This is a genomic window from Rathayibacter sp. PhB152 (genome assembly GCF_003751395.1).
In the GTDB taxonomy this organism is placed as follows: Bacteria; Actinomycetota; Actinomycetes; order Actinomycetales; family Microbacteriaceae; genus Rathayibacter; species Rathayibacter festucae.
In genome coordinates this window covers 166,622-193,268 of the sequence record NZ_RJUT01000001.1, presented here as the reverse complement: position 1 = coordinate 193,268, position 26,647 = coordinate 166,622, and the positions used below count along the sequence as shown (strand labels likewise).

Below are 26,647 nucleotides of genomic sequence, written 5' to 3'. Positions count from 1 at the left end.
CGGTGGCCGGCCCGTGCGGGACCGGCCACCGCGGGGAGTCAGTTCGTGCCGACTTCGTTCTTCACGCGGTCCTCGGCGCTCTTCACGGCGTCGTCGAGGCTCGTCGAGCCCGACATGACGGCGGTGTGCAGGTCGAGGAGCACGTTCTGGACGGCGGCCGTCTTGGCCGAGGTCGGGTTCTCCGGCTTGGTGTCGTGCGTGGACCAGGCGAACTTCGAGACCTCGTCGGTCGGCGCGCTGTCGACCGCGAAGTAGGTCTCGGCGACCGCGTCGCTGGTGAGGGCGGGGGTGATGCCGAGGGAGGCGACGACCTCCGCGCCCTCCTCGCTCGACGCGAACTCGAGGAACTCCTTCGCGGCGGCCTGCTTGCCCGAGTCGATGCCGGCGTTGATGCCGAAGCCGGTCGGGTCGCCGAAGGTCACGGGGGTCTGGTCCATGCCGGTCGTCGACTCGTCGAACTGCGGGATCGGGGCGAAGCCCCAGTCGAAGGTGTCCGAGTCGCCGGAGGCCTGCTGGGCGATCAGCGACGCGACGAACCAGGTGCCCATCGGCATCATCGCGGCGTTCTGCTTGCCGAACTCGGCCTGGTAGGTGAGCTTGTTCGCGACGACGGTGTTGTACTCCGCCTGCGCGCCCGCGTCCTGGAGCGCGAGGGCGCGCTCGTAGTAGGGCTCGAGGTAGCCGTAGTCGGCGTCGAGGATGTCGATGTCCGGGGTCTGCGCGCTCGCGAAGCCCTGCACCGTCGACTGCCAGCTGTGCTCGTAGGTGCCGACGGCGCTGCTGCCGGCCGCGGCGAGAGCGGTGGTCAGCTGCTCGGCGGTGGCCTCGTAGTCGTCCCAGGTCCAGGAGCCGTCGGGGTAGGCGACGCCGGCCTGGTCGAAGAGGGCCTTGTTGTAGAAGAGGACCCAGGAGTCCTGGCGGTAGGGCGCCGCCCACTGCTTGTCGTCGACCTGGTAGGCCTCCACGCCGCCGAGGTCGTCGGGCAGCTCGATGTCGGAGACGTCGAGGAGCTGGCCGCCGGCCTGGTAGGTGACGACGTTCTTGACGTTCTTCTGCGTGACGATGTCCGGACCGCTGCCGGCCGCGAGGTCCGCGGTCATCAGGGTGTCGTAGTTGGTCGCGTCGTACTCCTTGACCTCGATCGTGACGTCGGGGTCCTTCTCGTGGAACGCGTCGGCGAGCGCCTGGAACTCCGGCGTCGTGCTCAGGCTCCAGCCGGAGAGGCTGAGCGTGATCGGGCCGTCGGCGGCGGGGGCGTCACCGCCACCGCCGCCCGAGCAGGCGGTGAGGGACAGGGCGGCGACCAGGGCCACTCCGGCTGCGGCGAATCTTCTCTTCATGCGTGCTGCTCCTTTGCATCTGCGTCCGGGACTCCACCTCGGGTCCTCGGGTACCGGAGCTGCCGAGCGGCGCGTCCGGAATCTGGGAGTCGGTGCTCGGTGACGAGGCCGTCGGGCCAGGTCGCCGTCACGGACAGGGCGTCGCCGTCAGTGGCGACATCGACGGCGGCGAGGCCCGCGGAAGGGGCCTCCGCTCCGGCTGCTTCTTCACCGGTGAGGCCGACCAGCGCGACGACGAGGGCGTCGACCTCCGCCGGGAGGGTGATCGTCGGCACGCCGACCGCGGGGCCGAGCGGGCTCGCGCCGTCGCGGGCGACGACCTCGGGGACGGCGCCGGGGGTGAGGGAGGTGTGCGGGAGAAGGGACAGCCTGCTGGTGAGGCGGCCGTTCGAGGCCTCGGCCGTCGCGGCGCTCGTGTCCGCGGCGATCTCGGCGCCGGCCAGCGGCCAGCCGCCGATGCGCAGGGCGATCTCCTCCGCCCGCACGCCCTCGGCGAGCTCGTCGATCCGGACGAGGCGCAGCTCCCACGGACCGCGCACCAGCGAGTGCACGCTGATCCGGCCGGCGACGCGGACGGCGCCGCGCAGGCCCTCGCCGTGTCGGTGGCTGCTGCGCTCCGGAGTGATCCAGTGCGCGTCCCCGCTCGAGCCGGCCACGCCGACTCGGCCGTCCGCGTCGAGGCGGACCTCGGTCAGCGTCATGCCGGTGCGGTGGGTCGCGTCGCCGTCGGCGTCGACCAGCGCGACGCTCTGCTCGAGCGCCTCCGCCCAGCCGCGCTCGTCGAGCAGCGGCGCGGTGGCGGTGGAGTAGCCCAGGCGGGCGTAGAGCGGGGAGTCGCCGGTCGTCGCGCCGGGCAGCGCCTTGTCGGTGCCGTGGTTGACGACGCGGACGATGCCGTCGGCGTGCGTGCCGGAGACGATCCAGCCGGGCGAGACGATCGCGCGGAGGTCGTCGCCCTGCTCGATCGGGAGCAGGTCGGCCGGGAGCGGCTCGGAGGCCGCGGACCAGACCGGGTGCTCGGCCGGGAGCAGGATGCCGAGCATGCCCTTGACCGCCCAGTACGGCGAGCCGGGGCCGGAGTAGGACTGCGCGAGCTCGCGCCACGGGTCGTGCCAGCCCATCGAGAGCAGGCCGTCCGCGTCCGGAGCGCTGTTCTCGGCGAAGTGCCCGACGATCGCGCTCGCGGCGCGGCGGAGCCGGCCCGGGGAGTGCGAGGGCACCTCGGCGATCACGCCGGCCCAGAACGGCGCGGCGGCCGCGAAGCGGTAGATCAGGCTGCGGCCCTGCAGCAGCGGCGAGCCGTCGCCGCCGACCAGCGCGAGGGCGTCGGAGAGGTAGCGGTCGAGCCGGGCGACGTCGGCGGCGGCGCGCGGGGCGGCCAGCTCGGCCGCGCCGGACATCCGCGCCCAGAGCACGGGATACATGTGCAGCGCCCAGCCGACGTAGTGGTCGTAGGCGCGCTCCGAGCCGTCGGCGAGCCAGCCGTCCTCGCGGACGAAGGAGTCGTGACGGGCGAGGTCCGCGGCGACGTCCTGCGCCGACCACGGTCCGCCGACCGAGCGGAGGAAGGTCTCGACGACCAGGCGGAACCAGACCCAGTTGGTCTGCGGGTAGCTGTCGTCGCCGACGACGGGGGCGAGGTAGTCGACGACCCGCTGCTGCGTGCGGGCGTCGAGGCGGTCCCAGATCCAGGGGCGCGTGAGGTCGAGCACCAGCGCGATCGACGCCGCCTCGACCTTGGCCTGCGCGTGCTCGTCGATCCGCACCCAGCGGTCCTCCGCGTCGGGGTCGACGCCGGTCTCGACGCCGCGGCGGTAGAAGTCGATCAGGTCGTCGACGCCCTCGCCGCGCGCTCCGGCGATGCGGAAGCCGGCGAGGAGGAAGGTGCGGGCGAAGCCCTCGAGGCCGTCGACGGCGCGGCCGTAGCCGCCCTCGGCGCCGGGGAGGGTGATCCGGCCGTGGCCGGCGCTGGCGAAGGGGGCCACGGCGGCGAGGAGCGCGTCCGCGACGGCGAGCCAGTGCTCGCGCGTCCAGTCGGCGCGGAGGTTCCCCTCGTCCACGGCGGTTCTCCTTTGAATCGTGATGTCCGCGCTCTCTCCCACGCTGACGTGAGCGGCACTGAACAGAACAGGACTATACATACGTAAATCGATCACCTCAATGTTTTGGTTGAAGCAAAATGATTGATTATGATCAGTTGCATGCCCCAGCACCCCGCCCCGGCATCGTCGCCGGGCGTGATCGAGTCCTTCCGCGGCCCGCTCGCGGCCGCGTTCTCGCCCGACCGTCCGCTCTCGGCGCGCGGGGTGCTCCTCTCTCCCGAGCAGTCGCTGCCGGTGCCGACCGCCGCCGACCGGGAGGCCTGGGCCGCGGCCGATGCGCCGACGCTGGCCGCGGTCGCCGAGCGCGCCGCCGCCGACCTGCTCGCGCCGTGGCCGCAGCCGCTCGCCAGCCAGGCCGTGCGCGTGCACCGCGACGGGAACCGGGACGGCTGGGAGCAGCGCGCGTTCGAGCGGCAGCGGCGGCTGAGCCGCGCGGTGCTGCTGGCCGCGAGCACGAGCGGCGCACCTGAGGCCGACTCCTGGCTCGACGAGGTCGCCGACGGCGTGCAGCTGCTCCTCGAGCAGAGCTCCTGGTGCTGGCCGGCCCACGACGACGCGCTGCGCCGGCACGGCTCGGTGCTCGCCGACGTCGCCGACCCCTTCCTCGACCTCGGTGCCGGCGAGGTCGCCGGCCAGCTCGCCTGGCTCGACCACGTCCTCGGCGAGCGCCTCGACGACCGCTACCCGGGGCTGCGCCGCAGGATCCGCCGCGAGACCCGCGAGCGCGTGCTCGCCCCGTTCCTCGCCCGCGACGACTGGCACTGGCTGGGCCTCGACGGCGACGTGCACAACTGGAGTCCCTGGATCACCGGCAACGTCCTGGTCGCCGCCCTGCGCCTGCTCGACGCTCCGGGCGAGGAGGACGAGCGCGCCGCCGTCGTCACCCGCGCGGTCGCCGCCCTGGACCGCTACGTCGCCGTGCTCCCCGAGGACGGCGCGATCGACGAGGGCTACGCCTACTGGTGGAACGGCGCCTGCCGCGCCCTCGAGGCGCTCGACGTCCTGGCGCACGCGACCGGCGGCGCCTGGGACGCCTCGGCCGTGCCCGCCCTGCGCGCGACCGTCGCCTTCCCGCACCGCTCGCATCTCGGCGGCGACTGGTACGTCGCGCACGCCGACGGCCAGGCCCTGCAGTCGCGCGACCAGCCCTGGCACGCGGTGCACCGGGCCGGCCGCCGGGTCGGCGACACCGCGGCGATGGCGCACGCCGCCGCGCAGCGCTCCCCCGGCGAGCCCGCCACCTCCGAGAAGGAGGGACTCGGCCGCCTGCTGCGCGGAGCGACCGACCCGCTCTGGATCTCCGCACCCACGGCGCTCCCGCCGCTCCCCCGCGAGGTCTGGCTCGAGTCCGTCCAGGTGCTCCTCGCCCGCACGAGCGAGGGATCGCCCGAGGGCCTGACCCTCGTCGCCAAGGGCGGCCACAACGCCGAGCACCACAACCACAACGACGTCGGCGCGTTCCAGGTGGCGAGCGACGGCGTGCCCGTCGTCGTCGACGCCGGCCGACCCACCTACACCGCCGCCACCTTCGGCCCGGAGCGCTACGGCATCTGGACGATGCGCAGCGAGTGGCACAACCTGCCCGTCGTCCGCGGCCGCGGGCAGCCGCCCGGGCGGGAGGCGGCCGCGGCGGACGTCTCGGTCGCGCTGAGCGACGCGTCCGCCGCGTTCTCCGCGGAGCTCGCGGCCGCCTACCCCGGGACGGGCCTGCGCTCCTGGCGCCGCACCGTCTCCCTCGACCGCCCGTCCGCAAGGGTCGTCCTCGAGGACCGCTGGGACCTCGCCCCGTGGGACGATCAGGACGATGAGCCCGGCACCGCGATCCGCCTGCTCCTCGCGGGAGACGTCGTGACCGAGCGCGGAGCCGCCCGGGTCCGCCCGCTCGGCGGCGCTCTGCCGCTCCGGATCGTCTGGGACCCGGCCTGCGAGCACCGCACCGTCGTCCGCGAGCTGGACGATCCGATGCTCTCGAGCGTCTGGGGTGAGCGCCTGACGCTCCTGGAGATCGACGCCACCGCGCGCAGGGAGCTGCGGATCGCGATAGACCTGGACCCACCGATCGGAGAGCAACGATGAGCGACCAGACCCAGTCCCCACCCCTCGCCGCCGAGCGGCGGGCGCACATCCTCGCGGCCCTCGGCGTCGACGGCGCCGTCCGCATCTCCCAGCTCACCGAGGCGCTCGGCGTGGCGACGGTCACGCTCCGCCGCGACCTGGTGCAGATGGAGCGCGAGGGGCTGCTCAGCCGCGTGCACGGCGGCGCGGTCGTGCTCTCCGGGTCGGCCGGCCACACGGCCCCCGCCCCGGAGCCGGAGGAGGTCAAGCTCGGCTCGATCGCCGTCCTGGTCCCCTCGCTCAACTACTACTGGCCCGGCGTGCTGCACGCGATGGAGGCGACCGGCCGCAGCCTCGGCTACGACGTCGTCCTGCGCGGCGCCTCCTACGAGCTGCAGGACGAGCGCCCCGTGCTCGAGCGCCTGCTGCGCTCCGGCGACGTGCGCGGGCTGATCGTCGCTCCCAACACCGACACGGAGCACTCGGGCGACGTCCTCCGCTGGCTCGCCGACTGCGGCGTCCCGTCGGTCCTGGTCGAGCGCGACGCCGTGCTCGAGCCCGAGGGCACGCCCGCCGAGTCGGTCACCACCGACCACGCGCTCGGCGCCGTGCTCGCCGCCCGCCACCTCGCCGAGCTCGGGCACCGCAAGGTCGGCCTGATCCTGTCGCGGAACTCGCCCACCTCGCGCAAGATCGCCGCGGGCTGGCTCTCGGCCTGCGAGGCGCTCGGCCTCACCCCCGCCGACCACTTCGAGGAGACGCTCCCCGACCGCGGCAGCGCCGACTTCTCCGAGGTGGTCAACGCGGCCCTCGAGACGGCCCTCGAGACCGGCGTCACCGCGCTGCTCGTGCACTCCGATCCCGAGGCGATGGCCTTCGTCGACCTCGCGCTCAACCGCGGCATCTCCGTCCCCGGCGACCTCTCGGTGATCGCCTACGACGACGAGGTCGCCCAGCTGTTCACCCCCGCGCTGACCGCCGTGAGCCCGCCGCGCGCCGGCGTCGGCGAGGCCGCGGTCCGGCTGCTCGTCCAGCGGATCGAGGACCCCGAGCGGCCCGTGCACCGCGTGCAGCTCAACCCGAGCCTGATCGTCCGCGCCTCGACGGCGGCTCCCGGACGACCGGCGGACGGGCAGCCGGACGGCGCGCGGTGATCGACCGCCACGAGCACTCGCCGTGGTCGTTCTGGGCCGAGGCCGCGCCGGAGCAGCGGTCCCGCCAGCTCGAGCTGCAGCGCGAGCTGCTGGCCGCGCACCCCGGCTGGACGATCGGCGCGGACTGCTTCGTCGCGGAGTCGGCCGCGGTCGACCCCGAGCGCCTCCTGCTGGGCGACCGCTCGTACCTCGCCGCCGGCGCGTACCTGACGGGCGACATCGAGATCGGCACCGACTGCTCGCTCAACCCCTACACGGTGCTGCGCGGGAGCGTCGTCCTCGGTTCGGCCGTGCGGGTCGGCGCGCACACGTCGATCCTCGGCTTCAACCACTCGATGGAGCCCGGCACCGAGGTGTTCCGCCAGCCGCTGAGCTCGCGCGGCATCCGCATCGGCGACGACGTCTGGATCGGCTCGCACGTGGTCGTGCTCGACGGCGTGACGGTGGGCGACCACGCGGTGCTCGCCGCCGGCGCGGTCGTGACGAAGGACGTGGCACCCGGTGCGGTCGTCGGCGGCAATCCGGCGCGGCGGCTGCGCTGGCGTGTCCCGCCCGTCGCCGCGGAGGTCTCGGACGCCGCGCGCCTGGCGGACCGAGCGCGCGAGGAGATCGAGGGGATCCTGCGCGGTGCGCTCGTGGACGACGGGACGGCATCTCAGGACGGGCCGGCTCTCCACGACGGGCCTGCTTTCCACGACGGGCATGCCTTCCGCGACCGGCCGGGCGCCGCCCCGACCGACCGCGCGCTCGGCGACGCGGTCGAGCTCGCCGACCTCCTGCTCGGCACGCCGCCTCCCGGCATCGATCCCGCCGCGGTCGTCGCGCGGCTCCGCGGGCTGCCGATCCCGGGGAGGGACCTCTGGACCGATCCGGAGGCCGCGTACCGCGTGCTCAGTGCGGGCTACGCGCTCGACCTGCTCGGGTCCGAGTTCGCGCAGCCGCTGACCGCCGTGACCGAGGAGACTCCGGAGGGCCTCGTCGCGCGGCTCGACGGGCTGCGCTGGCGCGACGACCCGTGGAACGCCGGCCACCACGTCGACGCCCTCGGCACGGCCCTGCACTGGACGCGCCGCCGCGGCGATCCCGTCCCGGTCGGCCTCGAGGAGGCGCTCTACGGCTGGCTGCTCACCCGCGCCGATCCCCGCAGCGGCATGTGGGGCGAGGCGTCGGCCGGCCGCGGACTGCTCCTGCTCGTGAACGGCGCGTACCGCGCGACCCGCGGCACCTTCGTGCAGGACGGCCGCCCGCTCCCGTACCCCGACGCCGTCCGCGACACCGTCCTCCGGCACGCCCGGGACGACCGCTGGTTCCGGCCCGAGCGCGTCGACGCCTGCGCCGCCCTCGACCTCGTCCACCCGCTCTGGCTCACCCTCGGCAGCACCTACCGCGCCGCCGAGGTGGAACCTCTGGCGAGGACCCTGCTCGCGGACGTCCTCGGCCAGTGGCGCCCCGGTCGCGGCTTCGCCTTCCGCCTGCACGCCGCCGACGCCGGCCTCCAGGGCACCGAGATGTGGCTCGCCGTCCTCTGGTACCTCGCCGACCTCCTCGGCGCCTCCGACGCCCTCGGCTACCGCCCCCGCGGCGTCCACCGCCCGGAGCCGGCCCCGCCCCGCATGCTGATCGAGTAGCCCGCCCTCCCATGCTGATCGAGTAGCCCGCGCAGCGGAACCACCCCTGCTGATCGCGCAGCCCGCGGAGCGGACCCCACCCATGCTGATCGAGTAGCCCGCGCAGCGGGCGTATCGAGATCCACCGTCCCCAGCACGCCGGGTCTCGATACGCCGCCTCCGGCGGCTACTCGACCAGCATGGCGGCGCCACCCAGAGCTGCGCCGTTTCATGCTGATCGAGTAGCCCGCGCAGCGGGCGTATCGAGATCCACCGTCGTCAGCAGGGTGGGTCTCGATACGCGGCCGGAGGCGCCTCCTCGACCACCATGCGGGGGCGGCTACTCCGCAGGCGTCGTGGGCAGCAGCTCCGCCACGAGCGCCTGCACGCGGGCGCGGATGTCGTCGCGGATCGGGCGGACCTCCTCGAGGGGGCGGCCCTTCGGGTCGGCGAGGTCCCAGTCCTCGTAGCGCTTGCCGGGGAAGACCGGGCAGACGTCGCCGCAGCCCATCGTGATCACGACGTCCGAGGCCTGCACCTGCTCGGTGGTCATCAGCTGCGGCACCGCCTGCGAGATGTCGATGCCCTCCTCCGCCATCGCCGCGACCGCGACCGGGTTGATGCTCTCGCCCGGCTCGGAGCCGCCGGAGCGCACCTGCACGGCACCGCCCGAGAGCTCGCGCAGGTAGCCGGCGGCCATCTGCGAGCGACCGGCGTTGTGGATGCAGACGAAGAGGACGGTGGGGGCGGTCATCCCGGGCTCCTGAGGGTGAGGGGCTGCCCGCATCGATCGACACCGGCGCGACCGAATCTACCGACAGCGCCCGATGCCTCCGCGTTCACCGGGCTCCAGCGGCGCAGGGCCGGCGCGTGACGGCGGACTCCGCCTCCTCGCCTCCGCGGAGTACGCGGCTCAGGAAGGCAGATCCGGCGCCGGGTAGGCGTCCCAGCCGCCGTCGCCGGCGTCGTCGCTGGCCTCGGCGGCGAGTCTGCGGCGGATGTAGGCGCCGAGATAGGGAAGAGAGAACTGCACATGGCCGCGACCCGCGGCATGGACGTAGCCGCTGTCGATGAGGCGCTTCTTGTAGACCTGGACGTACGCGTCGGAGACGTCCATGCGCTTCGCGATGTCGGCGATCTTCGTGCGGTCGTCGTCCTCGGCCATCGCGTCGAGGAACTTCTGGTCGACATCGGAGAGATCGCCGTAGACGCGGCTGATGACTCGACTCTCGACCGCCTTGATGGCCCTGTCGTGCGCGACGGTGGCGTCGGCGAGGCTGATCGTGGGTGCAGTGGAGCGGTTCCGCCAGGCGTAGTCGCCGGCCAGCTGCACCAGGTACGGATAGCCCTGCGAGAGGGAGACGAGCACGGCGAGCGCCTCCTCGTCGATCCTCCGTCCGCCGAGGCCGGCGGTCTCCGTGAAGACTCGACTGGTCTCCGGCGCGGACAGCCGCTCGAACTCGACCTCCCGGGAACGCCGGAGGAAGGTGGTGTGCTCCTCGGCGAGGAGTGCGTCGAGGCCGACCTTCACCCCGGCGAAGACGACCATGATCTGCGCACCGTCCTGAAGCGCGTGCGAGACCTGCAGCGCGAATCGGCTCAGCTCCCGCAGGCGGACCTTGCCGGAGGAGACCTCGTCGATGGTGATCAGGATGCCGCCCTCCCCGCCCAGCGCGGAGGACAGAGCGACGAGGTCGTACCGCAGCTGCGGCTTCACGCTGCGGTGCCGGTCGACGTACTCGATCTCGGCGCTGAACTCCCACAGCCCGAGCGAGGTCAGTCGTGCGCGGCTGCCCGGGGCCATGTCGTTGATCAGGGCGGGGATCGTGGAGTCCATCACCCGGTCGAGGAGACCGGCACTGGCGTCCTCGCTGATCACCAGCCACCCGGCGGCGCGAGCGTCGTCCTGGAGGGTGGTCAGGAAGGAGGTCTTGCCGGCGCCGCGCAGTCCCGAGACCAGGACGGAGTGGTTCTCGCCGAAGTCCAAGGTCTCGAAGACGGCTCGGAGCTCCGTGAGCGCTTCCCCGTGGCCGCCGAAGACGGCAGGCTTCTTCCCGTAGCCCGGGGTGAACGGGCTGGGCGCTGTCTCCGCCATCGCGATCTCCGAATCTTATTTATTTTATTCTATTCGGCCTCGACGGTGAGAGGGAGGTGCTGGCGCGGCAGTCCGCGCAGACCGGCAGGGGGCGGAGACGAAGCCTGCTCACGATGCGAGGCCTCTCACGATGCCGATCGAGCGGGCCGTTCATGCTGATCGAGCAGCCCGCGCAGCGGGCGTACCGAGATCCACCACCGCCAGAACTCAGTTTGCAGACCCGCCCTGCTGACGGTGGTGGGTCTCGAGACGCCCCTACGGGATTGCTCGACCGGCTTGCTGCGGTGGGTGGCGCACAACATCAGCTGAGACTGGTGGGCCTCCTCTGTCAGCGGACGCCACCCCGTCTCAGCTGATGTTGTGCGGCGCTGGAGTCGCGTCACGCTGATCGAAGAGCCCGTGGAGCGGGGCGTATCGGGATCCACCAGCGCCAGAAGGACGAGTCTGCAGACACGCCCTACTGACGACGGCGGGTCTCGATACGCCCTGCGGGCCACTCGACCAGCATGGGTGCGGCACCGCCGCGTCCTTTCCCCCACCACCGAGACGCGAAGCGGTTTCGCCGCTCGATACGCCGCCCCCGGCGGCTACCCGCCCCTCGGGCGCCGCCGTGGACCAGCGCCCGCCCGCGCTTCTGGAGTCGCGGGCGCCCGCCCGCTCGACACACACTGGGCGGGCCCCCTCCCGCGACGACCCCTCGGACGGATCACCGTGCTCACCGGACTCAGCGCCTTCCCGCTCACCCCGCTCCGCGACGACGCGGTCGACGAGCCGGCCTTCGCCGCGCTCGTCGAGCGCCTCGCCGCGGCCGGCGTCGACTCGATCGGGGCGCTCGGCTCGACCGGCTCCGCCGCCTACCTCGACCGCGGGGAGCGCCGCCGGGTCGCCGCGCTCGCGGTGCGGCATGCGGGCCACGTGCCGGTCGTCGTCGGGATCAGCGCGCTGCGGACCTCGCAGGTGCTCGCCCTCGCGGAGGACGCGCAGGAGGCGGGCGCCGCAGCGGTGCTCCTCGCTCCGGTCAGCTACCAGCCACTGACGGACGACGACGTCCTCGGCCTCTACGAGGACGTCACCGCGGAGCTCTCCGTGCCGCTGGTCGTCTACGACAACCCCGGCACCACGCACGTCACGATGACCGACGCGCTCTACGGCGCGATCGCGCGGCTGCCCCGGGTCGCCTCGATCAAGATCCCCGGCGTCCCCGCCGATCCGGCCGCCGCGGCCGAGCGGGTGGCCGCGATCCGAGCGCGGGTCCCCGCGGGCGTCACGATCGGCGTCTCCGGCGACGCGTCCGCGGCCCGCGGCCTGCTCGCCGGCTGCGACGCCTGGTACTCGGTGATCGGCGGCACGCTCCCCGGCCCCGCGCTGACGATCGCGCGCGCCGCGCAGTCCGGCGACCGCGCCGCCGCCGCGGCCGAGTCCGCTCGGCTGCGGCCGCTCTGGGACCTCTTCGCCGAGCACGGCGGCAGCTACCGGGTGATCGCCGCGATCGCCGAGCAGCTCGGCCTCGCCGCTCCCGGTTGCCTCCCCCGCCCGATCCGCGGACTCGACGCACTGGCGCGCGCCCGGGTCGCCGAGGTCGTCGCCGCCCTCGACCTCGGCACCCCCACCGGCTGAGCTCACGGCGCGTCCACCGTCCCCGGCGCGTCCAGCACCAGCCGCCCGTCCAGCTCCAGCCGCCCGTCCAGCTCCAGCCGATCCAGGAACGCGTCGTCGTGGCTGACGACGAGCAGTCCCCCGCGCCAGGCCCGCAGCACCTCGACCAGGTGGTCGGCCGTCGCCAGGTCGAGGTCGTTCGTCGGCTCGTCGAGCACGAGCAGCTGCGGCACCGGTCGCGCGAGGACCACTCCGGCGAGCGCCACCCGGAAGCGCTCCCCGCCCGAGAGCGTCGACGCGGGCCTGTCGACGATCGCGCCGCGCAGCAGCAGCCGCGCGAGCGCGTCGCGCAGGGCCGGGATCGGCAGGTCCGGCGCGGCCCGGGCGACGTGCTCGAGCACCGTGCGGTCGTCGTCGAGCATGTCCTCGCGGTGCTGGGCGAGGTAGCCGATGCGGTCGGTGAGCGCCCGCGCGTCCGTGGCGGGCACGGGATGCGGGCGGGCCGGCTCCGCGCCGACGAGCCGCTCGAGCAGCAGCGTCTTGCCGGTGCCGTTGGCGCCGATCAGGCCGAGGCGCTCCGGGCCCTGGAGCACCGTGGTCCGGCCGCGGACGGTCAGCTCGGCGAGCCGCCGCGTCGCGGGCACCTGCGGGTCGGGCAGGTCGAGCCGCACCGCGTCGTCGTCGCGGCGCCGCCCGGACGCCTCGTCGACCCGCTCCTTCGCGCGCGCCTCGGCCTCCGCGTGGCCGGAGCGGAGCCGCCCGGCGGTCCCCTCCGCACGGCCTCGACGGTAGTCCGCGACGATCTTCGGCATCGACCGCCCCGACTTCTCGCCCGCCTTCGCGCGGCGGGCGATCGTCGTCTGCGCCTCGATCCGCTGACGCTTCTCGGCGCGCAGCGCCTGCTCGGCGCCGCGGACGTCGCGCTCGACCGCCGCGCGCTCGACGGCCAGCCGCTCCTCGAAGTCCGAGAACGTGCCCGCCGCGGTGCGCAGATCGCCGTCGCGCAGCTCCGCGATCTCGTCGACGTGCTCGAGCAGCTCCCGGTCGTGGCTGACGACGACGAGGGTGCCGCGCCAGCCGTCGACGAGCGCGAGCAGCAGCTGCCGGGAGCGGCGATCGAGGTCGTTCGTCGGCTCGTCGAGCACCGCGATCGGCCGGCCGCGCAGCGCCACTCCCGTCACGGCCGCGAGGACCGCCTGCCCGCCGGAGAGCATCGAGACGGGACGGAGCAGATCGGCGGCGTCGAGGTCGAGTCCGGCATGGCCCAGCGCGGCGACGGCCCGGGCCTCGACGTCCCAGTCGTCGGCGAGCGCCTCGAAGCGGTCCGCCCGGGCGTCGCCGGCCAGGATCGCGTGCAGCGCGTCGAGCCGGCCGCGGATCCCGAGCAGATCGGCGACGGTGTCGTCGGCGCCGCGCGGCAGGCGCTGCGGCAGCAGGTCGACCGCGCCGGTCGCGGTGACGGTCCCGCCCGTCGGCGCGAGCTCGCCGGCGACGAGCCGCACGAGTGTGGACTTGCCGGCGCCGTTGGCTCCGACGAGCGCGGTGCGGCCGCGGCCGAACGCGGCGGTCACGTGGTCGAGGACGATCGAGCCGTCCGGCCAGGCGAACGAGCAGTCGGTGAGGACGAGGGACGGAGGGGTCGGTGAAGTGGAGGGCACGGTGCTCCCGGTGGTCGCGTCGGCGCACGACGACCACCGCGCTCCGCCGAGGCGGGGGCACGCGTCCGCCCGGTTCAGCGGGCGGGAGCAGGGGTCGTCAGTGCGAGGGCAGCTGCTGCGTCGTGGACGCAGTACCGGTGCTGGTGCGCACGAGACCGTCTTTCCTGCGGGGAGCCCCCGTGTCCGCGAGCCGATCGGCCGGCCGGTGAGGTGGCCGCCCCGACGTCGCGGCTCGCGACGAGGTACGCGTCGACGGTACGCGCGGAGCGGGGGCGGCCGCAAGGGTGGGGCGTGACGGCCGCCCGATCCGCCGAGGACCAATTGGCCAACAGCCTGTTGGCCGATTGTCGCGTCGCAGATCTCCGCTACTGCACCAGCGCCAGCAGCGCGCGGATGTCCGCGGCGAGCAGGTCCGGCTCCTCGTGCGGGGCGAAGTGGCCGCCGCGGGGCATCGGCGTGTAGCGGACGACGTCATAGCTGCGCTCGGCCCAGCTGCGCGGCGGGTGCGTGAGGTCGAAGGGGAAGACGGCGAGCGCGGTGGGTACCGCGACCCGGCCGACCCGCGCCGTCCGCCCGGTCGCGTACTCCCAGTAGGGCCGGAGCGACGTGGAGATCGAGTCGGTGAACCAGTAGAGCGACGCGAGGGTGAGCAGGTAGTCGTCGTCGAAGCGGGTCGAGACCTCGCCGCCGCAGTCGCTCCAGGCCCGGTGCTTCTCCAGGATCCAGGCGAGCAGGCCGACCGGCGAATCGGACAGCGCGGGTGCCAGGGTGAGCGGCCGGGTCTGCTGCTGGTGCTCGTAGGCGCCCTCGTCCGCGAACCAGGTGAGCTGCTCCTCGACGTGCTCGCGCTCCTCGGCGGTGAGGGAGTCGTCCTCGACGTGCTGCGGCGAGGCGACGGCGAGCAGATGGATCCCCGCCACCGCCTCCGGGTGGCTCTCGGCCAGCCGCGAGGTGATCCCCGCGCCCAGGTCGCCGCCGTGCGCGGCGTAGCGGGCGAAGCCGAGCTCCTCGGTCATCAGCCGGTGCCAGAGCTCGTGGGTCTGCTCGTCCAGCCCCGGCCGCTGCGGCGAGAAGGGGAAGCCCGGCAGCGCGGGGACGACGACGGTGGCCGCCTCGGCCGGGTCGCCGCCGAACCGCGACGGCGAGGCGAGCCGCTCGGCGAGCGCCACCAGCTCGAGCGCGGTGCTGGGCCAGCCATTGGTCAGGACGATCGGCAGGCGACCGGGCGTCTCCCCCTCGAAGGTCTCCGCCTCGAACGTCTCCGCCTCGAAGCGGAGGTAGGCCACCGGCGTCCCGTCGAGGTCGGCCTGCGCCCAGGGCAGCGCGCGCATCCGCCGCTCCTGCGCCGGCCAGTCGAACTCCTCCGCCCAGCGCCGGGCCAGCCGCCGCAGCTCGGCCTGGTCGGTCCCCGCCGACCAGCCCTCGACCGGCCACTCCGGCGACCAGCGGGTCCGGCGGACGCGCTCGCGGAGCTCGGCCCACTCCTCGGCGGAGACAGCGGGGACCGGGGAGTCGGGACGGGACGGGGTCATCGCTCGACCGTAGCGGCGGGGGCCGACATCAGAACAGGTCGGGGCTCTCCTGCTCCCGCGCCGTCGCCGACTCGACGTCGGCGACCTCGTGGCGCAGCGACGCGGTGATGTCGCGGGCGCCGGCGACGGACTCGACCCGCACCGTCACGCGCTCGACGGGGACGACGGTCCGGGTGAGGGCGATGCGCTCCTCGTGCAGGATCACGACGATCGGCTCCTGCGGGGCCGCCGCGATCGCGTCGGGCAGCGCCGGGCCGTCGGCGATCGGCTCGCGGGTGACGCGCAGCTCCTCGCGGCGGACCTCGACCGTGATCGTGCGCTGCTCGGTCACGACGACCCGGCTGACCCGGACGCGCTCGGTGGCGTGCCTGCGCGTGCCGACGAGGAGGCGCTCCTCGTGCAGGACCACCTCGGCGGTCGGCGCCGGCTCGGACGCGGTCGGCTCGGACGCGGTCGGCTCGGTCGGTGTCGCGCTCATGCGGTCCCCTCGATCTGCTGCGGACGCGGCCGGCCCTGCTCGGAGCGAGCGGAGCCGGCCGCGGGTGATGCGGGTGGTGCGGTCGTGCGCCTAGCGAGGGCGGCGCGCGGTGGTCGCCGGGGCGGCCTGCTTCGCCTGATCGGCGGCGCGCTTCGCCTGCTCGGTGACGGAGGGGGCGTTCTGCGCCTCCTGCTGGATCTTCGGCGCCTCCTCCTCGGCCTTCGTGAGGATCGCCTCCCAGCGCTGCTGCATCGGCTTGATCAGGCCGCCGCCGGCGCCGACGATGATGACGCCCGCGATGATCGCGAGGACCGCGATCAGGATCGGCGTGGTGACCGTCGTCGCGACCTCGATCTGGTTCAGGGCCGCGGTGACCCCGAGGAAGAGGATGAACACCGCGACGATGTTCCCGAGGGCCTTGCCGTAGGAGAGACCGCCCAGGGTGTTCTGGATCAGGCCCTTGGCGCCCGCGGCGATCGCGGCGGCGAGGACGACGATGATGATCGCCACGATGATCTTCGGCAGGAAGCCGATGATGCCCTGCAGCAGGTCGCTGACCGGGTTGGGGCCGAAGACCCCGAAGGCGAACTGCAGGACGAAGAGCACGAGCGTGTAGTAGATGATCTTCGACACGATGTCGGAGGCGTCCAGCGTCGAGTTCGCGAGCGCCTTCTTGATGCCGCCGCGCTCGACGGCGCGGTCGAAGCCGACCTTGGTGAGCAGGCGCGAGAGGCCCTTCTCGATGAGCTTGGCGACGATCAGGCCGACGATGAGGATGAGCAGGAACAGCAGCGCGAGCGGGACGAACGCGATGACCGCGGCCAGTCCGTTCTGCAGAGCGGCGGGGAGATCCATGGGGGAGCCTTTCGGGCACGGTCCGGAGCAGGACGGGTGAAGGTGGTGCAGGGGGTCGTGCGGGATGGTGCTGGTGCGGCGGCCGGTGGGCGGTGCTGCTCACCGGCCGCCGCGGGGATCGCTAGGAGCGCGCGTCGCGGTCGGCGACGGTCTCCTCGGCGGAGGTGCGGGTGCCGGTGGCCTCGGGCTCGACGAGCTCGATCTCCTCGTGCGAGACGTCGGCGTCGACGGTGCGCTGCTCGGTCACGGTCTCGGTGCCGAGCGACACGCGCTCGACGGGGACCGTCTCCTTCGCGGTGACGACGCGCTCCTCGGTGAGGATCACCTCGTGCTCCTCCTCGCTGAGGTCGGGTCCGGCGAGCGCGTCGCCGGCGTTCGCCTCGGTGATCGGCTCGCGGGTGAGGGTGACCTCGTCGTGGCTGACCGGGACCGTCTTCGAGACCTGCTCGGTGACGATGTGCTTGCGCAGGCGGGCGCGGCCGGCCTCGACCCGCTCGGTGCCGACGCGCAGGCGCTCCTCGGACCGGGTCATCGCGTCGTCGGTGTTCGGACCGGACGTGTCGTGGCCCTCGGTGCCGCGGTCGCGGTCGGCGGCGCTGTCGGCAGTGCGGTCGACGCCCCTGTCCGTGCCGGCGCCGCGGTCGGCGTCCTGGTCGTAGAGGGGCGCCTCGGTCGGCGCCGCGTCGGTGCCGCCGAGCCCGTAGTAGGAGTAGAGGGCCTGCTCCTCGTCGGCGGAGAGCTGGCCGTCGTCCTCGATGCGCGGGGCGTCCTTGACGAAGGCCTTCTCGTAGCCGACGCGGAGGACGCCGCCCTCGTAGCTCGCGTCCGCGAGGGGCGCGAACGACTCCGAGGAGCCGAACAGGCCGGTGCGGACGGTGACCCAGGTCGGGGTCTGCGTGCTGTCCTCGACGTAGACCTGGCCGACGGTGCCGATCTTGGCGTCGTCGCTGCCGTGCACGTCGGCGCCGATCAGGCTGTCGATGCTGCTGCTGTCGATCATGGTGCTCTCTCTTCTCTCCCGGGACGGTGCCGCGGGGTCGCTGGTGCGGGGCGGAGGCGAAACGGGGCGCGGCCACCGGCGCAGCGGGTTCTGCGGGGTGGTGCGCGCTCCTCGGGGAGGCGGACCGGCGCGGGGATCGCAGGGAGCACGGTCCGGCAGCGGCACACTTACAGCGTAAGCCTGGTCGGAGCTTACGGTGTAAGGGTTGTTACGGTGGAGGTGCTTGCCTTCGCGGCACCGCACCTGGTATCCGGGCGGGCGGGCACTGCAGGAAGGCGCGGTGCATGACCGACAGCGAGAAGCCGAAGCGGAGCGGCTCCCCCGCCCGCAAGCTCAGCCGGGACCTCATCGTGGAGACCGCGCTCGCGATGATCGACCGCACCGGCCCCGAGGCGCTCTCCATGCGCACCCTCGCGCAGGAGCTGGGCGTCGAGGCGATGTCGCTCTACCGCTACGTGCACGGCAAGGAGGACCTGCTCGAGGGGGTCATCGCGCTGCTGATGCGCGAGCTCACCGTGCGCCTGGACGAGGCCGAGAGCCGGCACTGGCAGGAGTTCCTGCAGACGGCCGCGCACGAGGTCCGGCGCATCGCGACCGACCATCCGAGGGCCTTCCCGCTGGTCGCGACCCGGCACCCCGCGGCTCCGTGGCTCCGCCCGCCGCTGCGCAGCATCGAGGCCGTGAACACCTTCCTCCGCTCGCTCACCGGCAGCGGGCTCACCGACGCGCAGGCCGTCGGCGCCTACCGCTCGTTCAGCAGCTTCCTGCTCGGCCAGCTGCTGCTGCAGGCCGTGGTGCAGGGCGCCGAGACCTCGCCGACCGACCTCCCGCTCGACGAGGGCGACGCGACGATCCCGCAGGGCGACGGGAACGTCTCCCTCGACGTCGCGCCCGAGGTCCGGCGGCTGCGCGGCCTGCTCAGCGAGGACCACAGCGACGAGGAGTTCGAGATCTCGCTCGAGGTGCTCCTCGACCGGCTCGACCGGGAGCTCTCGCAGTAGCCCTCACTGCTCCGCGGGGTGCGGCGACCCCCAAAGACCCGTTTGACGGTCCGCCGGGCGCCGCGTGACGATGGCCGCATGTCCACTCTCGAGGAGCTGCGCGCCACCGCCCACCCGATCCGGCTCCGGCTGCTGTCCCTGGTGACCGGCGCCGCGGCGAGCGCCGCCGAGGCCGCGCGCGAGCTGGGCCTCTCCCAGGCGACCGCGAGCTACCACTTCCGCGTGCTCGAGCGGGCCGGGCTGGTGCGGGTGGTCGAGACGGTGCGGCTGCGCGGCGGCGAGGCGAAGCGCTACCGGCACGAGTCCTCCGGGCGGCCGTTCGACGTGACCGCGACCGTCGAGGCCGGGCCGGCGGAGGACCGGCAGCTGTACCTGGAGGCGCTGATCGAGGAGCTGCGGCGGCGGTCCACGGCCCGCGCCGACGGCCCGCAGCTGTCGACGGACGCCGAGCTCTGGGTCGATCCGGGGACCTGGCGGCGGGTCGTCCGGCACGTCGGCGAGGCGTCGGCGCTGCTGCACGCGGCGGCCCGGCCGCCCCGGAGCCCGGGCACGGTGCCGGTGTCGATGACGACCGCGCTGTTCCCGCTGCGGCGGCCGTGAGCAGGACGCGCGTGAGCGCGCCCGGGAGCCCGCCGCCCGCGGCCCGGCCGCGCGGCCCCCTCGCGCACCGGTCGTTCCGCCGGCTCCTCGCCGCCCGAACGACCGCGGTGCTCGGCAACGCCGTCGCACCGATCGCCCTGGCCTTCGCGGTCCTCGACCTCACCGGCTCGCCGACCGACCTCGGCCTGGTGGTCGCCGCGCGCTCGCTCGCCAACGTCGCCGTGCTGCTGATCGGCGGCGTCCTCGCCGACCGGCTGCCCCGCTCCGTCATCCTGGTCGGCACCTCCCTCGCCGCCGCCGGCACGCAGGCGGTCGTCGCCGCCCTGGTGATCAGCGGGACCGCGAGCATCCCCGCCCTCGTCGTGCTCGGCGTGCTGAACGGCGCCGTCGCGGCGGTGAGCCTGCCCGCCGCCTCGGCCCTCGTCCCGGAGACGGTCCCCGTGGGCGAACTGCGTTCCGCGAACGCACTGCTCCGCCTCGGCCTCACTGCCGGGACGATCGTGGGCGCGTCCGGCGGGGCGGCCGTGGTCGCGCTCGTCGGGCCGGGCTGGGGCCTCGCGATCGACGCCGCCGGGTTCGCGCTCGCCGCTCTCCTCTACTCCGGGCTGCGGCTGCCCGGGTCGACCCGCGCGGGCGCCCCCGGCTCCGTGCTCGGCGACCTCCGCGAGGGCTGGCGGGAGTTCTCCGGCCGGCGCTGGGTCTGGATCGTCGTGGCCCAGTTCACGGTGCTGAACGCGGCCTTCGTCGGCGCGACCACGGTGCTCGGGCCGGTGATCGCCGACGGGTCCTTCGGCCGCGCGGCCTGGGGGCTGGTGATCGCCGCGCAGACCGTCGGCCTCGCGATCGGCGCCGTCATCGCGCTGCGCTGGCGGCCGCGGCGGGCGCTGGCCATCGGCGTCGCGCTGATGGCGGTGACGGCCGTCCCGGTCGCGGCCCTCGGAGTCGTCCCCGCGCTCCCCGCCCTGATCGTCGCCTTCGCGCTCGGCGGCGTCGCGCTCGAGGTGTTCGCCATCGCCTGGGACCAGTCGCTGCAGACCCACGTGCCGCGCGAGGCGCTGGCCCGGGTCTACTCCTACGACATGGTCGGCTCGTTCCTCGCCGTGCCGCTCGGCGAGGCGCTCGTCGGGCCGCTCGCCGACCTCGTCGGCACGCGGGCCGTCCTGCTGGGGTGCGCGGGGGTGATCGTGGCGGCGTCGCTCGCGGCAGTCGCCAGCAGGAGCGTCCGCGGCGTGGGCAGCGCGCCGGCGGGCACAATGGCGGGCATGGACCCCGAGAACAGCCCGGCCGCGACCGAGACCAGCCCGACCGCCGACGCCCCGGCAGCGACCGGCCGCTACGCGCACGGCCACCACGAGAGCGTCCTCCGCTCGCACCGCTGGCGCACTGTCGAGAACTCCGCGGCGTACCTGCTGCCGCACCTCGCGCCCGGCGTCTCGATCCTCGACGTGGGCTGCGGCCCCGGGACGATCACCGTCGACCTCGCCGAGCGGGTCGCCCCCGGCCGGGTGCTCGGCGTGGACGCGTCGGCCGAGGTGATCGCGCAGGCCGCGGCCCTCGACTCCCCCGCGGAGTTCGCGGTCGCGGACGCCTATGCGCTGCCGTTCGCCGACGACTCCTTCGACGTCGTGCACGCGCACCAGGTCCTGCAGCACCTCACCCGTCCGGTCGACGCGCTGCGCGAGTGGGGCCGGGTCGGCCGCCTCGTCGCCGCCCGGGACGTCGACTACGCCGGCGTGCTGATCCACCCCTTCACGGAGGGCCTGCAGGCCTGGGCCGCGCTCTACCAGAGGGTGCACCGCGCCTCCGCGGGCGAGCCCGACGCGGGCCGGCGGCTGAAGGCCTGGGCGCGGGAGGCCGGCTTCGCGAGCGTCGAGGTCACCGCCTCGCTCTGGGTGTTCGAGAACGCCGAGGACCGCGCCTGGTGGGGCGGGATGTGGGCGGACCGCGCGGTCTCCTCCTCCTTCGCCACCGTCGCCCTCGAGCGCGGCCTCGCCACCCAGGCCGAGCTCGAGGCGATCAGCGCCGCCTGGCGCGCCTGGGCCGCCGACGAGGACGGCTGGCTCTCGATGCCCCACGGCGAGCTGCTCGCGCGCTGAGCGTCGGGGCGACGGACGTCAGTCCTCCGACTCGTGCGTCGCCTCCCGCTGCGCGCCGAATCGATCGATCTCGATCTCGACCGCGCCTTTCCAGCTCTCGACTCCGAGCCAGAGCGCGGTCACGTCGCGCACGTCCCCGTCGAGATCACTGAGGGAGCGCGACTGGCTCGTCGCGACGATCTCCGCTCCGGTCGGCCCGGCGCTCGTGAACGCGGGAATGGTGAACACCCACCAGCGGCCCTCGCGGTGCGCGTGGGCCGTGATCGTCTCCTCGGGCATGCCGGACGTCCTCCTCGTTCTCGTGACGGCAGACGAGCCGATCACACGAGGAGGAGGCACCCGCTCCCCTGGCGCGGGACGTCGCCCGTCCCGTGCCGACCCCGGTGTGACGATCGTTGCGCTCGCGGCGGACAGCGCTGCGGAGCGGAGCGGTGATCCGGTTCAGTGGGGGCATGCGCAGAGTCCTGATCCTGGGTGGCAGCGGGTGGCTGGGGCGCCGTCTCGCGGAGCGGGCGGTCGCGGCGGGGGACGAGGTCACCTGCGTGGCCCGCGGCGAGGCGGGGGCGGTTCCGGACGGCGCGCGGCATCTGCGCGTCGACCGGCGCGATCCGGGCGCCTACGACGGTCTGCGCGGCGAGTGGGACGAGGTCGTCGAGCTCGCGCACGCACCCGAGCTCGTCGGGCCGGCCCTCGGGCGTCTCGCGCCGGCCGCCGCGCACTGGACGCTGGTCTCCTCCGTCTCCGTGTACGCCGATGTCGAGCAGCCCGACGCCGACGAGACCGCCGCCCTGGTCGAGCCGGCCGACCCCGGGCAGTACGCCGACGCGAAGGTCCTGGCCGAGCGCGCCGCCGCCGACGCCCTCGGCGGCCGGCTGCTGATCGCGCGCCCCGGCCTGATCGCCGGGCCCGGCGACCCGAGCGACCGGCTGGGCTACTGGCCGGCCCGCTTCGCCCGCGGCGGGACGGTCCTGGCGCCCGAGACGGACGGCCGGTTCGCGCAGGCGATCGACGTCGACGACCTCGCCGACCGGCTGCACGCGGCGGGCTCGGCGGGAGCGACCGGAGCCGTCGACGCCGTCGGCCCGGCCGTGCCCCTGGGCGACCTCCTCGCCGCCGCCGCCGAGCTCGCAGGCTTCCGCGGCGACGTCGTGCGCGCCGACGACGAGACCCTGCTCGCGCACGGCGTCGGCTACTGGGCCGGCCCGCGCTCGCTCCCGCTGTGGCTGCCCGCCGCGGCGGTCGGCTTCAGCCGGCGCAGCACCGCCTCGTACCTCCGCGCCGGCGGCCACCACCGTCCGCCCGTGGAGACCCTGCGCCGCGTCCTCGACGACGAGCGCGCCCGCGGGCTGGACCGGCCCCGCCGGTCCGGTCTGGAGCCTCGGGACGAGCGGGACGTCCTCGACGCACTGCGCTGACCGGCGCCCTCGGCGAGCCCGTCCACTCGCCGCCGCCGCACAACATCAGCTGAGACGGGTGGGCCTCGCCCCACAGAGGAGGCCTCCCCTTCTCAGCTGATGTTGTGCGCGACTCTCGCCGCCATCACGGCGGGGCGACCGCCCACCGCCCGCTTCCAGCGGTCTCCGAGTGCAAGCGCGACCGGCGATCGTCCGGCCGAAGCACCGTGCACAACATCAGCTGAGAGACCCGCTCATCGCCGAGCAGCGATGAGACCCGCTCTCAGCTGATGTTGTGCGCGAGTCCGCCCCGCTCCGCCCCCTCGTTCGCCGACACCCGTCGGTGAAGAGCCGCGGATCGGCGCCGATCGGGCGCCGCGCGCGCCTTCTGTTACGGCGAGCGTCGGCCGCCGTCGCGCCCGCCCGCCGCACCCCGCCATCATCATCAGCACACCGACGCGGACGCCGCCACCGAGCACCCCGCGCCCCCTCTCCCACCCCGCACCGGGCGCTCTCCGGCGCGCCCGCGCACCCTCCCGGAAGGACCGACGCCATGATCCGCCTCGAGCAGCTCACCAAGGTCTACGGGCAGGGCGCCGACGCCGTGACCGTGCTCGACCGCCTCGACTTCTCGGTCGGCACCGGCGAGATCTACGCCGTCGTCGGGCCGAGCGGCGCCGGCAAGAGCACCCTCGCCGCCTGCGTCAACCTGCTCGAGCGGCCCACCTCCGGCACCGTCGTCGTCAACGGCGACGCTCTCTCCCAGCTGTCCGAGGCGGAGCTGCGGGTCGCCCGCCGCCGCATCGGCACCGTCTTCCAGTCCGACGGCCTCTTCAGCCGCCGGACCGCGGAGCAGAACGTCGCCCTCCCGCTCGAATACCTGGGCGTCACGGCGGCCGAGACGAAGCGCCGCGTCGCCGAGCTGCTGGAGCGCGTCGGCCTCGGCGACCGCGCCCGGTACTACCCGCACCAGCTCTCCGGCGGCCAGCGCCAGCGGGTCGGCATCGCCCGCGCCCTCGCCCTGCGCCCCTCCGTCCTGCTCTCCGACGAGGCGACCTCCGGACTCGACCCCGCCTCGACCACCGCGATCACCACGCTCCTCAAGGAGCTGCGCGACGACCTCGGCCTGTCGATCCTCTTCATCACGCACGAGATGGAGACGGTCCGCCAGGTCGCCGACTCCGTCGCGCGCCTCGATCACGGCCGCATCGTGGAGTCGGGGCGCCTCGTCGACCTGCTGCGCGACGCGTCCTCGCCGCTCGGCCTCGCGCTCAACCCGGTGCGCCCGTCGGTGCTGCCCGGCGCGGGGCTCGACGAGTGGGTCGTCGGGTACGCCCGCGACGGAGTGCCGGCCGACTGGGTGACGCGGCTGTCCGACGCCGTCGGGCCGGTCGCGCTGCTCGGCGCGGCGATCGAGACGGTCGACGGACGCGCCGTCGGCCACGCGACGATCGGCCTCGGGCCGGTCGAGGAGCGCCGGCTCGCGCACGCCGCCGACGCTCTCGGGCTGTCGGTGCGGCGGGGCGCGGTCCGGTCGGACGCCCTCGTCGAGGAGGCGGCGGCATGAGCGCGCTGATCTCCTCGGCGGCCCTCGGTGCGCTGCACCTCGACACTGTGCACGCCCTCGGCGCCCTGCGCCTCGACAACAAGGTCCCCCTCGCCGACATCCCCGCGCTCGTCCTCCCCGCGCTCGGCGAGACGCTGATCATGGTCGGCATCGTGATGCTGATCGTCGTGCTCGTCGGCGTCCCGCTCGGCGCCGCCGTGCACAACCTCGCTCCGGGCGGCCTGTTCGAGAACCGCGCCGCGCACCAGAGCCTCAGCTGGATCATCAGCATCGGCCGGTCGCTGCCGTTCCTCATCCTGATGGCCTCGATCATGCCGTTCACCCGGCTGATCACCGGCACCAACATCGGCATCGCGGCGGCCGTCGTGCCGATGTCGATCGCCGGCATCGCCTTCTTCACCCGCATCGTCGAGAACGCGCTGCGCAGCGTGCCGCTCGCGCTGACCCGGGTCGCCCGCGCCTCCGGAGCGTCGCGGCTGCAGGTGATCCGCTCGGCGCAGCTCAGCGAGGCGGTGCCGCAGATCCTCGGCGGCCTGACGATCAACACCATCGCGATGATCGAGTACTCCGCCATCGCCGGCACGATCGGCGCGGGCGGCATCGGCTACGTCGCCGTCACCTACGGCTACCAGCGCTTCGACACCACCGTGATGCTCGCGACGATCGTCATCCTCGTCGCGACCGTCGCCGTGGTGCAGCTCACCGGCGACGCCCTGGTCCGCGCGACCACGCCGAGCGCCTCCCGGTCCCGGCGCACCCCGCGCGTCGCGGTCGCCGTCTAGCCGCAGCTCCCCCGATCCCGCCCCGGGCCCTCCGCCCGGGCGTCCCTCCCGCGCGCCGCCGTCCGGCCGCGACCGCTCGAAAGGCACTGCCATGTCCACTGAGAACCACGGCCCCGAGAACCCCCGCTCCGAGAAGTACGGCCCTGCGAAGTCCGGCCCCGAGAACGCCGGCCCCGAGGACCTCGGCTTCGAGCTGAAGAAGAAGCGCCGCTGGCCCTGGATCGCCGCAGCCGCCGTCGTCGTGGTCGGCGTCGGCGCGCTCGTCGCCGTGCCGCTGCTCTCGCCCGCCGTGTCGGCGAACGAGCAGGAGGGCGCGACTCTCTACGTCGCGACGGCCGAGGGCAACGCCTCGGAGCAGGCCCTCGTCGACTTCGTGGCGGAGGAGGTGGCGCCGCGCTACGGCATCACCGTCGCCTTCAAGGGCCTCTCGGACAGCAACACGATCAACCGCGCGGTGAGCGAGGGCGAGGTGGCCGCGACGGTCTACCAGCACAAGCTCTGGCTCGGCCAGGTCCTCGAGGCCAACCCCGACTTCGAGGAGGAGGCGGCGACCCCCGTCTTCCGCTGGGGCTTCGGGCTCTGGAGCGACAAGTACGGCGACGTCTCCGAGATCCCCGACGGCGGCACGATCTCGCTCTACTCCGACCCGGCGAACGAGGCCCAGGGCCTCTGGCTGCTGCAGTCGGCCGGCCTGATCACGCTGAAGGAGGGCACGGAGCCCGGCACCGCGACCCAGGACGACATCGCCTCGAACCCGAAGAACCTCAAGTTCACGCTGCTCGACTTCGCCGCGCAGTCCCGCGCGCTGCCCGACCTCGACGCGGCCGTCGGCTACACCGAGTACTACCTCGCCGCCGACATCCCGATCGAGAAGCAGATCTTCGCGCCCCAGGCCCCGGACGACTTCGCCGGCCAGTTGACCATCGGCTCGAACTACAAGGACACCGCCAACATCGAGAAGCTCGTCGCCGCCTTCCAGGACCCGGCCGTTCAGGAGTTCCTGGCCACCGACGAGACGGTGAAGGGCATCCTGCTGCCGATCGAGGGCTGATCGGGCGGATCCGCGGCGGGGGTCCGCGCGCCCGCCCGTCTCCTCCCCACCTCCGGCACGTGGAATCACTCCGGGCACGCGGAATCACCTCCGGCACGCGGAGACCCGCGGATCCAGCGAGCCGGAGCCGGTCCCGCGAGCCGAAGGTCACCCCTGAAGCCCGCCCCCACCTCGGGCACGCTGAATCACTCCGGGCACCCCGGATGCCGCGGATCCAGCGAGCCGAAGCAGGTTCCACGAGCCGAAGGCCACCTCGGAAGCCCGCCCCCACCTCGGGCACGCGAAACCACTCCGGGCACGCCGGACGCCGCGGATCCAGCGAGCCGGAGCAGGTTCCACGAGCCGAAGGTCGCCCCGCGGCCGGCCGCACGCGGCCGGCACGCGAAACCACCTCCGGCACGCCCGAGACCGCCGATCCCGCGTGCCCGAGCCGAAACCGCGAGCCGAACGTCGACAGGACGGCCACTCCGGCACGTCCGGCACGCGAATCCACCGTCGGCACGCCGGAACCGGCTGATCCCGCGAGCCCGAGCTCGTTCCGCGAGCCGAAGGTCTCCCCGAGCGCCCGAGCCTCACCCCCGGCACGCGGAACCACCCTCGGCACGCCGGAACCGGCTGATCCCGCGAGCCCGAGCCGGTTCCACGAGCCGGAGCCGACTCCGGCAGGCCGCACACGCCCGATCC

General features: G+C 74.2%; 21 protein-coding genes and 1 pseudogene. 12 read left to right on the top strand and 10 right to left on the bottom strand.

The features are described 5' to 3' along the window. Positions 1-38: 38 nt before the first annotated feature. Positions 39-1,340, bottom strand: a complete 1,302-nt coding sequence (locus EDF36_RS00855) for an extracellular solute-binding protein (protein ID WP_123731508.1) — start codon at positions 1,338-1,340, stop codon at positions 39-41. Further along, the gene (locus EDF36_RS00850) at positions 1,337-3,400 is read right to left on the bottom strand and encodes a DUF2264 domain-containing protein (protein WP_260300468.1); all 2,064 of its coding nucleotides are present in this window, start codon (positions 3,398-3,400) and stop codon (positions 1,337-1,339) included. The genes EDF36_RS00855 and EDF36_RS00850 overlap by 4 nt, the downstream gene beginning before the upstream one ends. A gap of 141 nt (positions 3,401-3,541) precedes the next feature. Here EDF36_RS00850 and EDF36_RS00845 point away from each other — a divergent pair, with 141 nt between their 5' ends. Genes EDF36_RS00845 through EDF36_RS21935 form a run of 3 tightly spaced genes read left to right on the top strand, consistent with a single transcriptional unit; the run spans position 3,542 to position 8,279 of the window. Continuing rightward, entirely contained in the window at positions 3,542-5,518 is a 1,977-nt protein-coding gene (locus EDF36_RS00845) for a heparinase II/III family protein (RefSeq protein ID WP_123731506.1), read from the top strand. Next, on the top strand, positions 5,515-6,651 hold the full coding sequence (locus tag EDF36_RS00840; RefSeq protein WP_123447339.1) for a substrate-binding domain-containing protein: 1,137 nt from the start codon (positions 5,515-5,517) through the stop codon (positions 6,649-6,651). The genes EDF36_RS00845 and EDF36_RS00840 overlap by 4 nt, the downstream gene beginning before the upstream one ends. Continuing rightward, positions 6,648-8,279: a DapH/DapD/GlmU-related protein gene (locus EDF36_RS21935; protein WP_123731505.1), complete on the top strand. Its 1,632-nt coding sequence runs from the start codon at positions 6,648-6,650 to the stop codon at positions 8,277-8,279. Before EDF36_RS00840 ends, EDF36_RS21935 begins: the two co-directional genes overlap by 4 nt. 319 nt (positions 8,280-8,598) lie before the next feature. Here the strand turns inward: EDF36_RS21935 and EDF36_RS00830 are convergent, their stop codons facing one another. Further along, complete coding sequence (locus EDF36_RS00830) at positions 8,599-9,012, bottom strand: arsenate reductase ArsC (RefSeq protein ID WP_123706188.1); 414 nt, start codon at positions 9,010-9,012, stop codon at positions 8,599-8,601. Between the two features lie 159 nt (positions 9,013-9,171). After that, positions 9,172-10,353 carry an AAA family ATPase gene (locus EDF36_RS00825; protein ID WP_123731504.1) on the bottom strand — a complete coding sequence of 394 codons (1,182 nt, stop codon included), beginning with the start codon at positions 10,351-10,353 and terminating at the stop codon, positions 9,172-9,174. 711 nt (positions 10,354-11,064) lie between these two features. On the opposite strand from EDF36_RS00825, the gene EDF36_RS00820 reads away from it, so the two are divergent. Then, positions 11,065-11,970, top strand: a complete 906-nt coding sequence (locus EDF36_RS00820; RefSeq protein ID WP_123731503.1) for a dihydrodipicolinate synthase family protein — start codon at positions 11,065-11,067, stop codon at positions 11,968-11,970. Positions 11,971-11,972: 2 nt separating this feature from the next. Here the strand turns inward: EDF36_RS00820 and EDF36_RS00815 are convergent, their stop codons facing one another. The 5 genes from EDF36_RS00815 to EDF36_RS00795 form a co-directional block, all read right to left on the bottom strand. After that, entirely contained in the window at positions 11,973-13,607 is a 1,635-nt protein-coding gene (locus tag EDF36_RS00815) for an ATP-binding cassette domain-containing protein (RefSeq protein ID WP_123731502.1), read from the bottom strand. Between the two features lie 365 nt (positions 13,608-13,972). Beyond that, positions 13,973-15,139 carry an epoxide hydrolase family protein gene (locus EDF36_RS00810; RefSeq protein WP_123731501.1) on the bottom strand — a complete coding sequence of 389 codons (1,167 nt, stop codon included), beginning with the start codon at positions 15,137-15,139 and terminating at the stop codon, positions 13,973-13,975. Between the two features lie 28 nt (positions 15,140-15,167). Beyond that, on the bottom strand, positions 15,168-15,617 hold the full coding sequence (locus tag EDF36_RS00805; RefSeq protein ID WP_123731500.1) for a YsnF/AvaK domain-containing protein: 450 nt from the start codon (positions 15,615-15,617) through the stop codon (positions 15,168-15,170). Between the two features lie 90 nt (positions 15,618-15,707). Beyond that, a complete protein-coding gene (locus tag EDF36_RS00800) occupies positions 15,708-16,472 on the bottom strand; it encodes a mechanosensitive ion channel family protein (protein WP_123447332.1) in 765 nt (254 codons plus the stop codon). A gap of 121 nt (positions 16,473-16,593) precedes the next feature. Next, positions 16,594-17,472: a DUF2382 domain-containing protein gene (locus EDF36_RS00795; RefSeq protein ID WP_123731499.1), complete on the bottom strand. Its 879-nt coding sequence runs from the start codon at positions 17,470-17,472 to the stop codon at positions 16,594-16,596. 284 nt (positions 17,473-17,756) lie between these two features. Here EDF36_RS00795 and EDF36_RS00790 point away from each other — a divergent pair, with 284 nt between their 5' ends. The 4 genes and pseudogenes from EDF36_RS00790 (at position 17,757) to EDF36_RS21495 (ending at position 21,169) form a co-directional block, all read left to right on the top strand. After that, a complete protein-coding gene (locus EDF36_RS00790) occupies positions 17,757-18,473 on the top strand; it encodes a TetR/AcrR family transcriptional regulator C-terminal domain-containing protein (RefSeq protein WP_123706181.1) in 717 nt (238 codons plus the stop codon). Between the two features lie 78 nt (positions 18,474-18,551). Further along, entirely contained in the window at positions 18,552-19,073 is a 522-nt protein-coding gene (locus tag EDF36_RS00785; RefSeq protein ID WP_123731498.1) for a helix-turn-helix domain-containing protein, read from the top strand. Next, positions 19,070-20,272: pseudogene (locus EDF36_RS21500) on the top strand (MFS transporter); the annotation flags it as partial. The gene EDF36_RS00785 and the pseudogene EDF36_RS21500, both read left to right, overlap by 4 nt. Positions 20,273-20,335: 63 nt before the next feature. Further along, positions 20,336-21,169 (top strand): methyltransferase domain-containing protein, encoded by an 834-nt coding sequence (locus EDF36_RS21495; RefSeq protein ID WP_221181596.1) that lies wholly within the window; start codon positions 20,336-20,338, stop codon positions 21,167-21,169. Positions 21,170-21,187: 18 nt separating this feature from the next. Here EDF36_RS21495 and EDF36_RS00775 read toward each other — a convergent pair whose 3' ends face one another. Beyond that, the gene (locus EDF36_RS00775; protein WP_123731496.1) at positions 21,188-21,448 is read right to left on the bottom strand and encodes a hypothetical protein; all 261 of its coding nucleotides are present in this window, start codon (positions 21,446-21,448) and stop codon (positions 21,188-21,190) included. Positions 21,449-21,621: 173 nt separating this feature from the next. Between EDF36_RS00775 and EDF36_RS00770 the strand changes: the two genes are divergently transcribed. The 4 genes from EDF36_RS00770 (at position 21,622) to EDF36_RS00755 (ending at position 25,963) form a co-directional block, all read left to right on the top strand. After that, a complete protein-coding gene (locus tag EDF36_RS00770; RefSeq protein ID WP_123731495.1) occupies positions 21,622-22,584 on the top strand; it encodes an NAD-dependent epimerase/dehydratase family protein in 963 nt (320 codons plus the stop codon). A 532-nt stretch (positions 22,585-23,116) separates the two neighbouring features. Then, entirely contained in the window at positions 23,117-24,130 is a 1,014-nt protein-coding gene (locus EDF36_RS00765; RefSeq protein ID WP_123731494.1) for a methionine ABC transporter ATP-binding protein, read from the top strand. Then, on the top strand, positions 24,127-24,912 hold the full coding sequence (locus EDF36_RS00760; protein ID WP_123731493.1) for a methionine ABC transporter permease: 786 nt from the start codon (positions 24,127-24,129) through the stop codon (positions 24,910-24,912). Before EDF36_RS00765 ends, EDF36_RS00760 begins: the two co-directional genes overlap by 4 nt. 91 nt (positions 24,913-25,003) lie before the next feature. Then, positions 25,004-25,963 (top strand): MetQ/NlpA family ABC transporter substrate-binding protein, encoded by a 960-nt coding sequence (locus EDF36_RS00755; RefSeq protein ID WP_123731492.1) that lies wholly within the window; start codon positions 25,004-25,006, stop codon positions 25,961-25,963. Positions 25,964-26,647 lie beyond the last annotated feature (684 nt).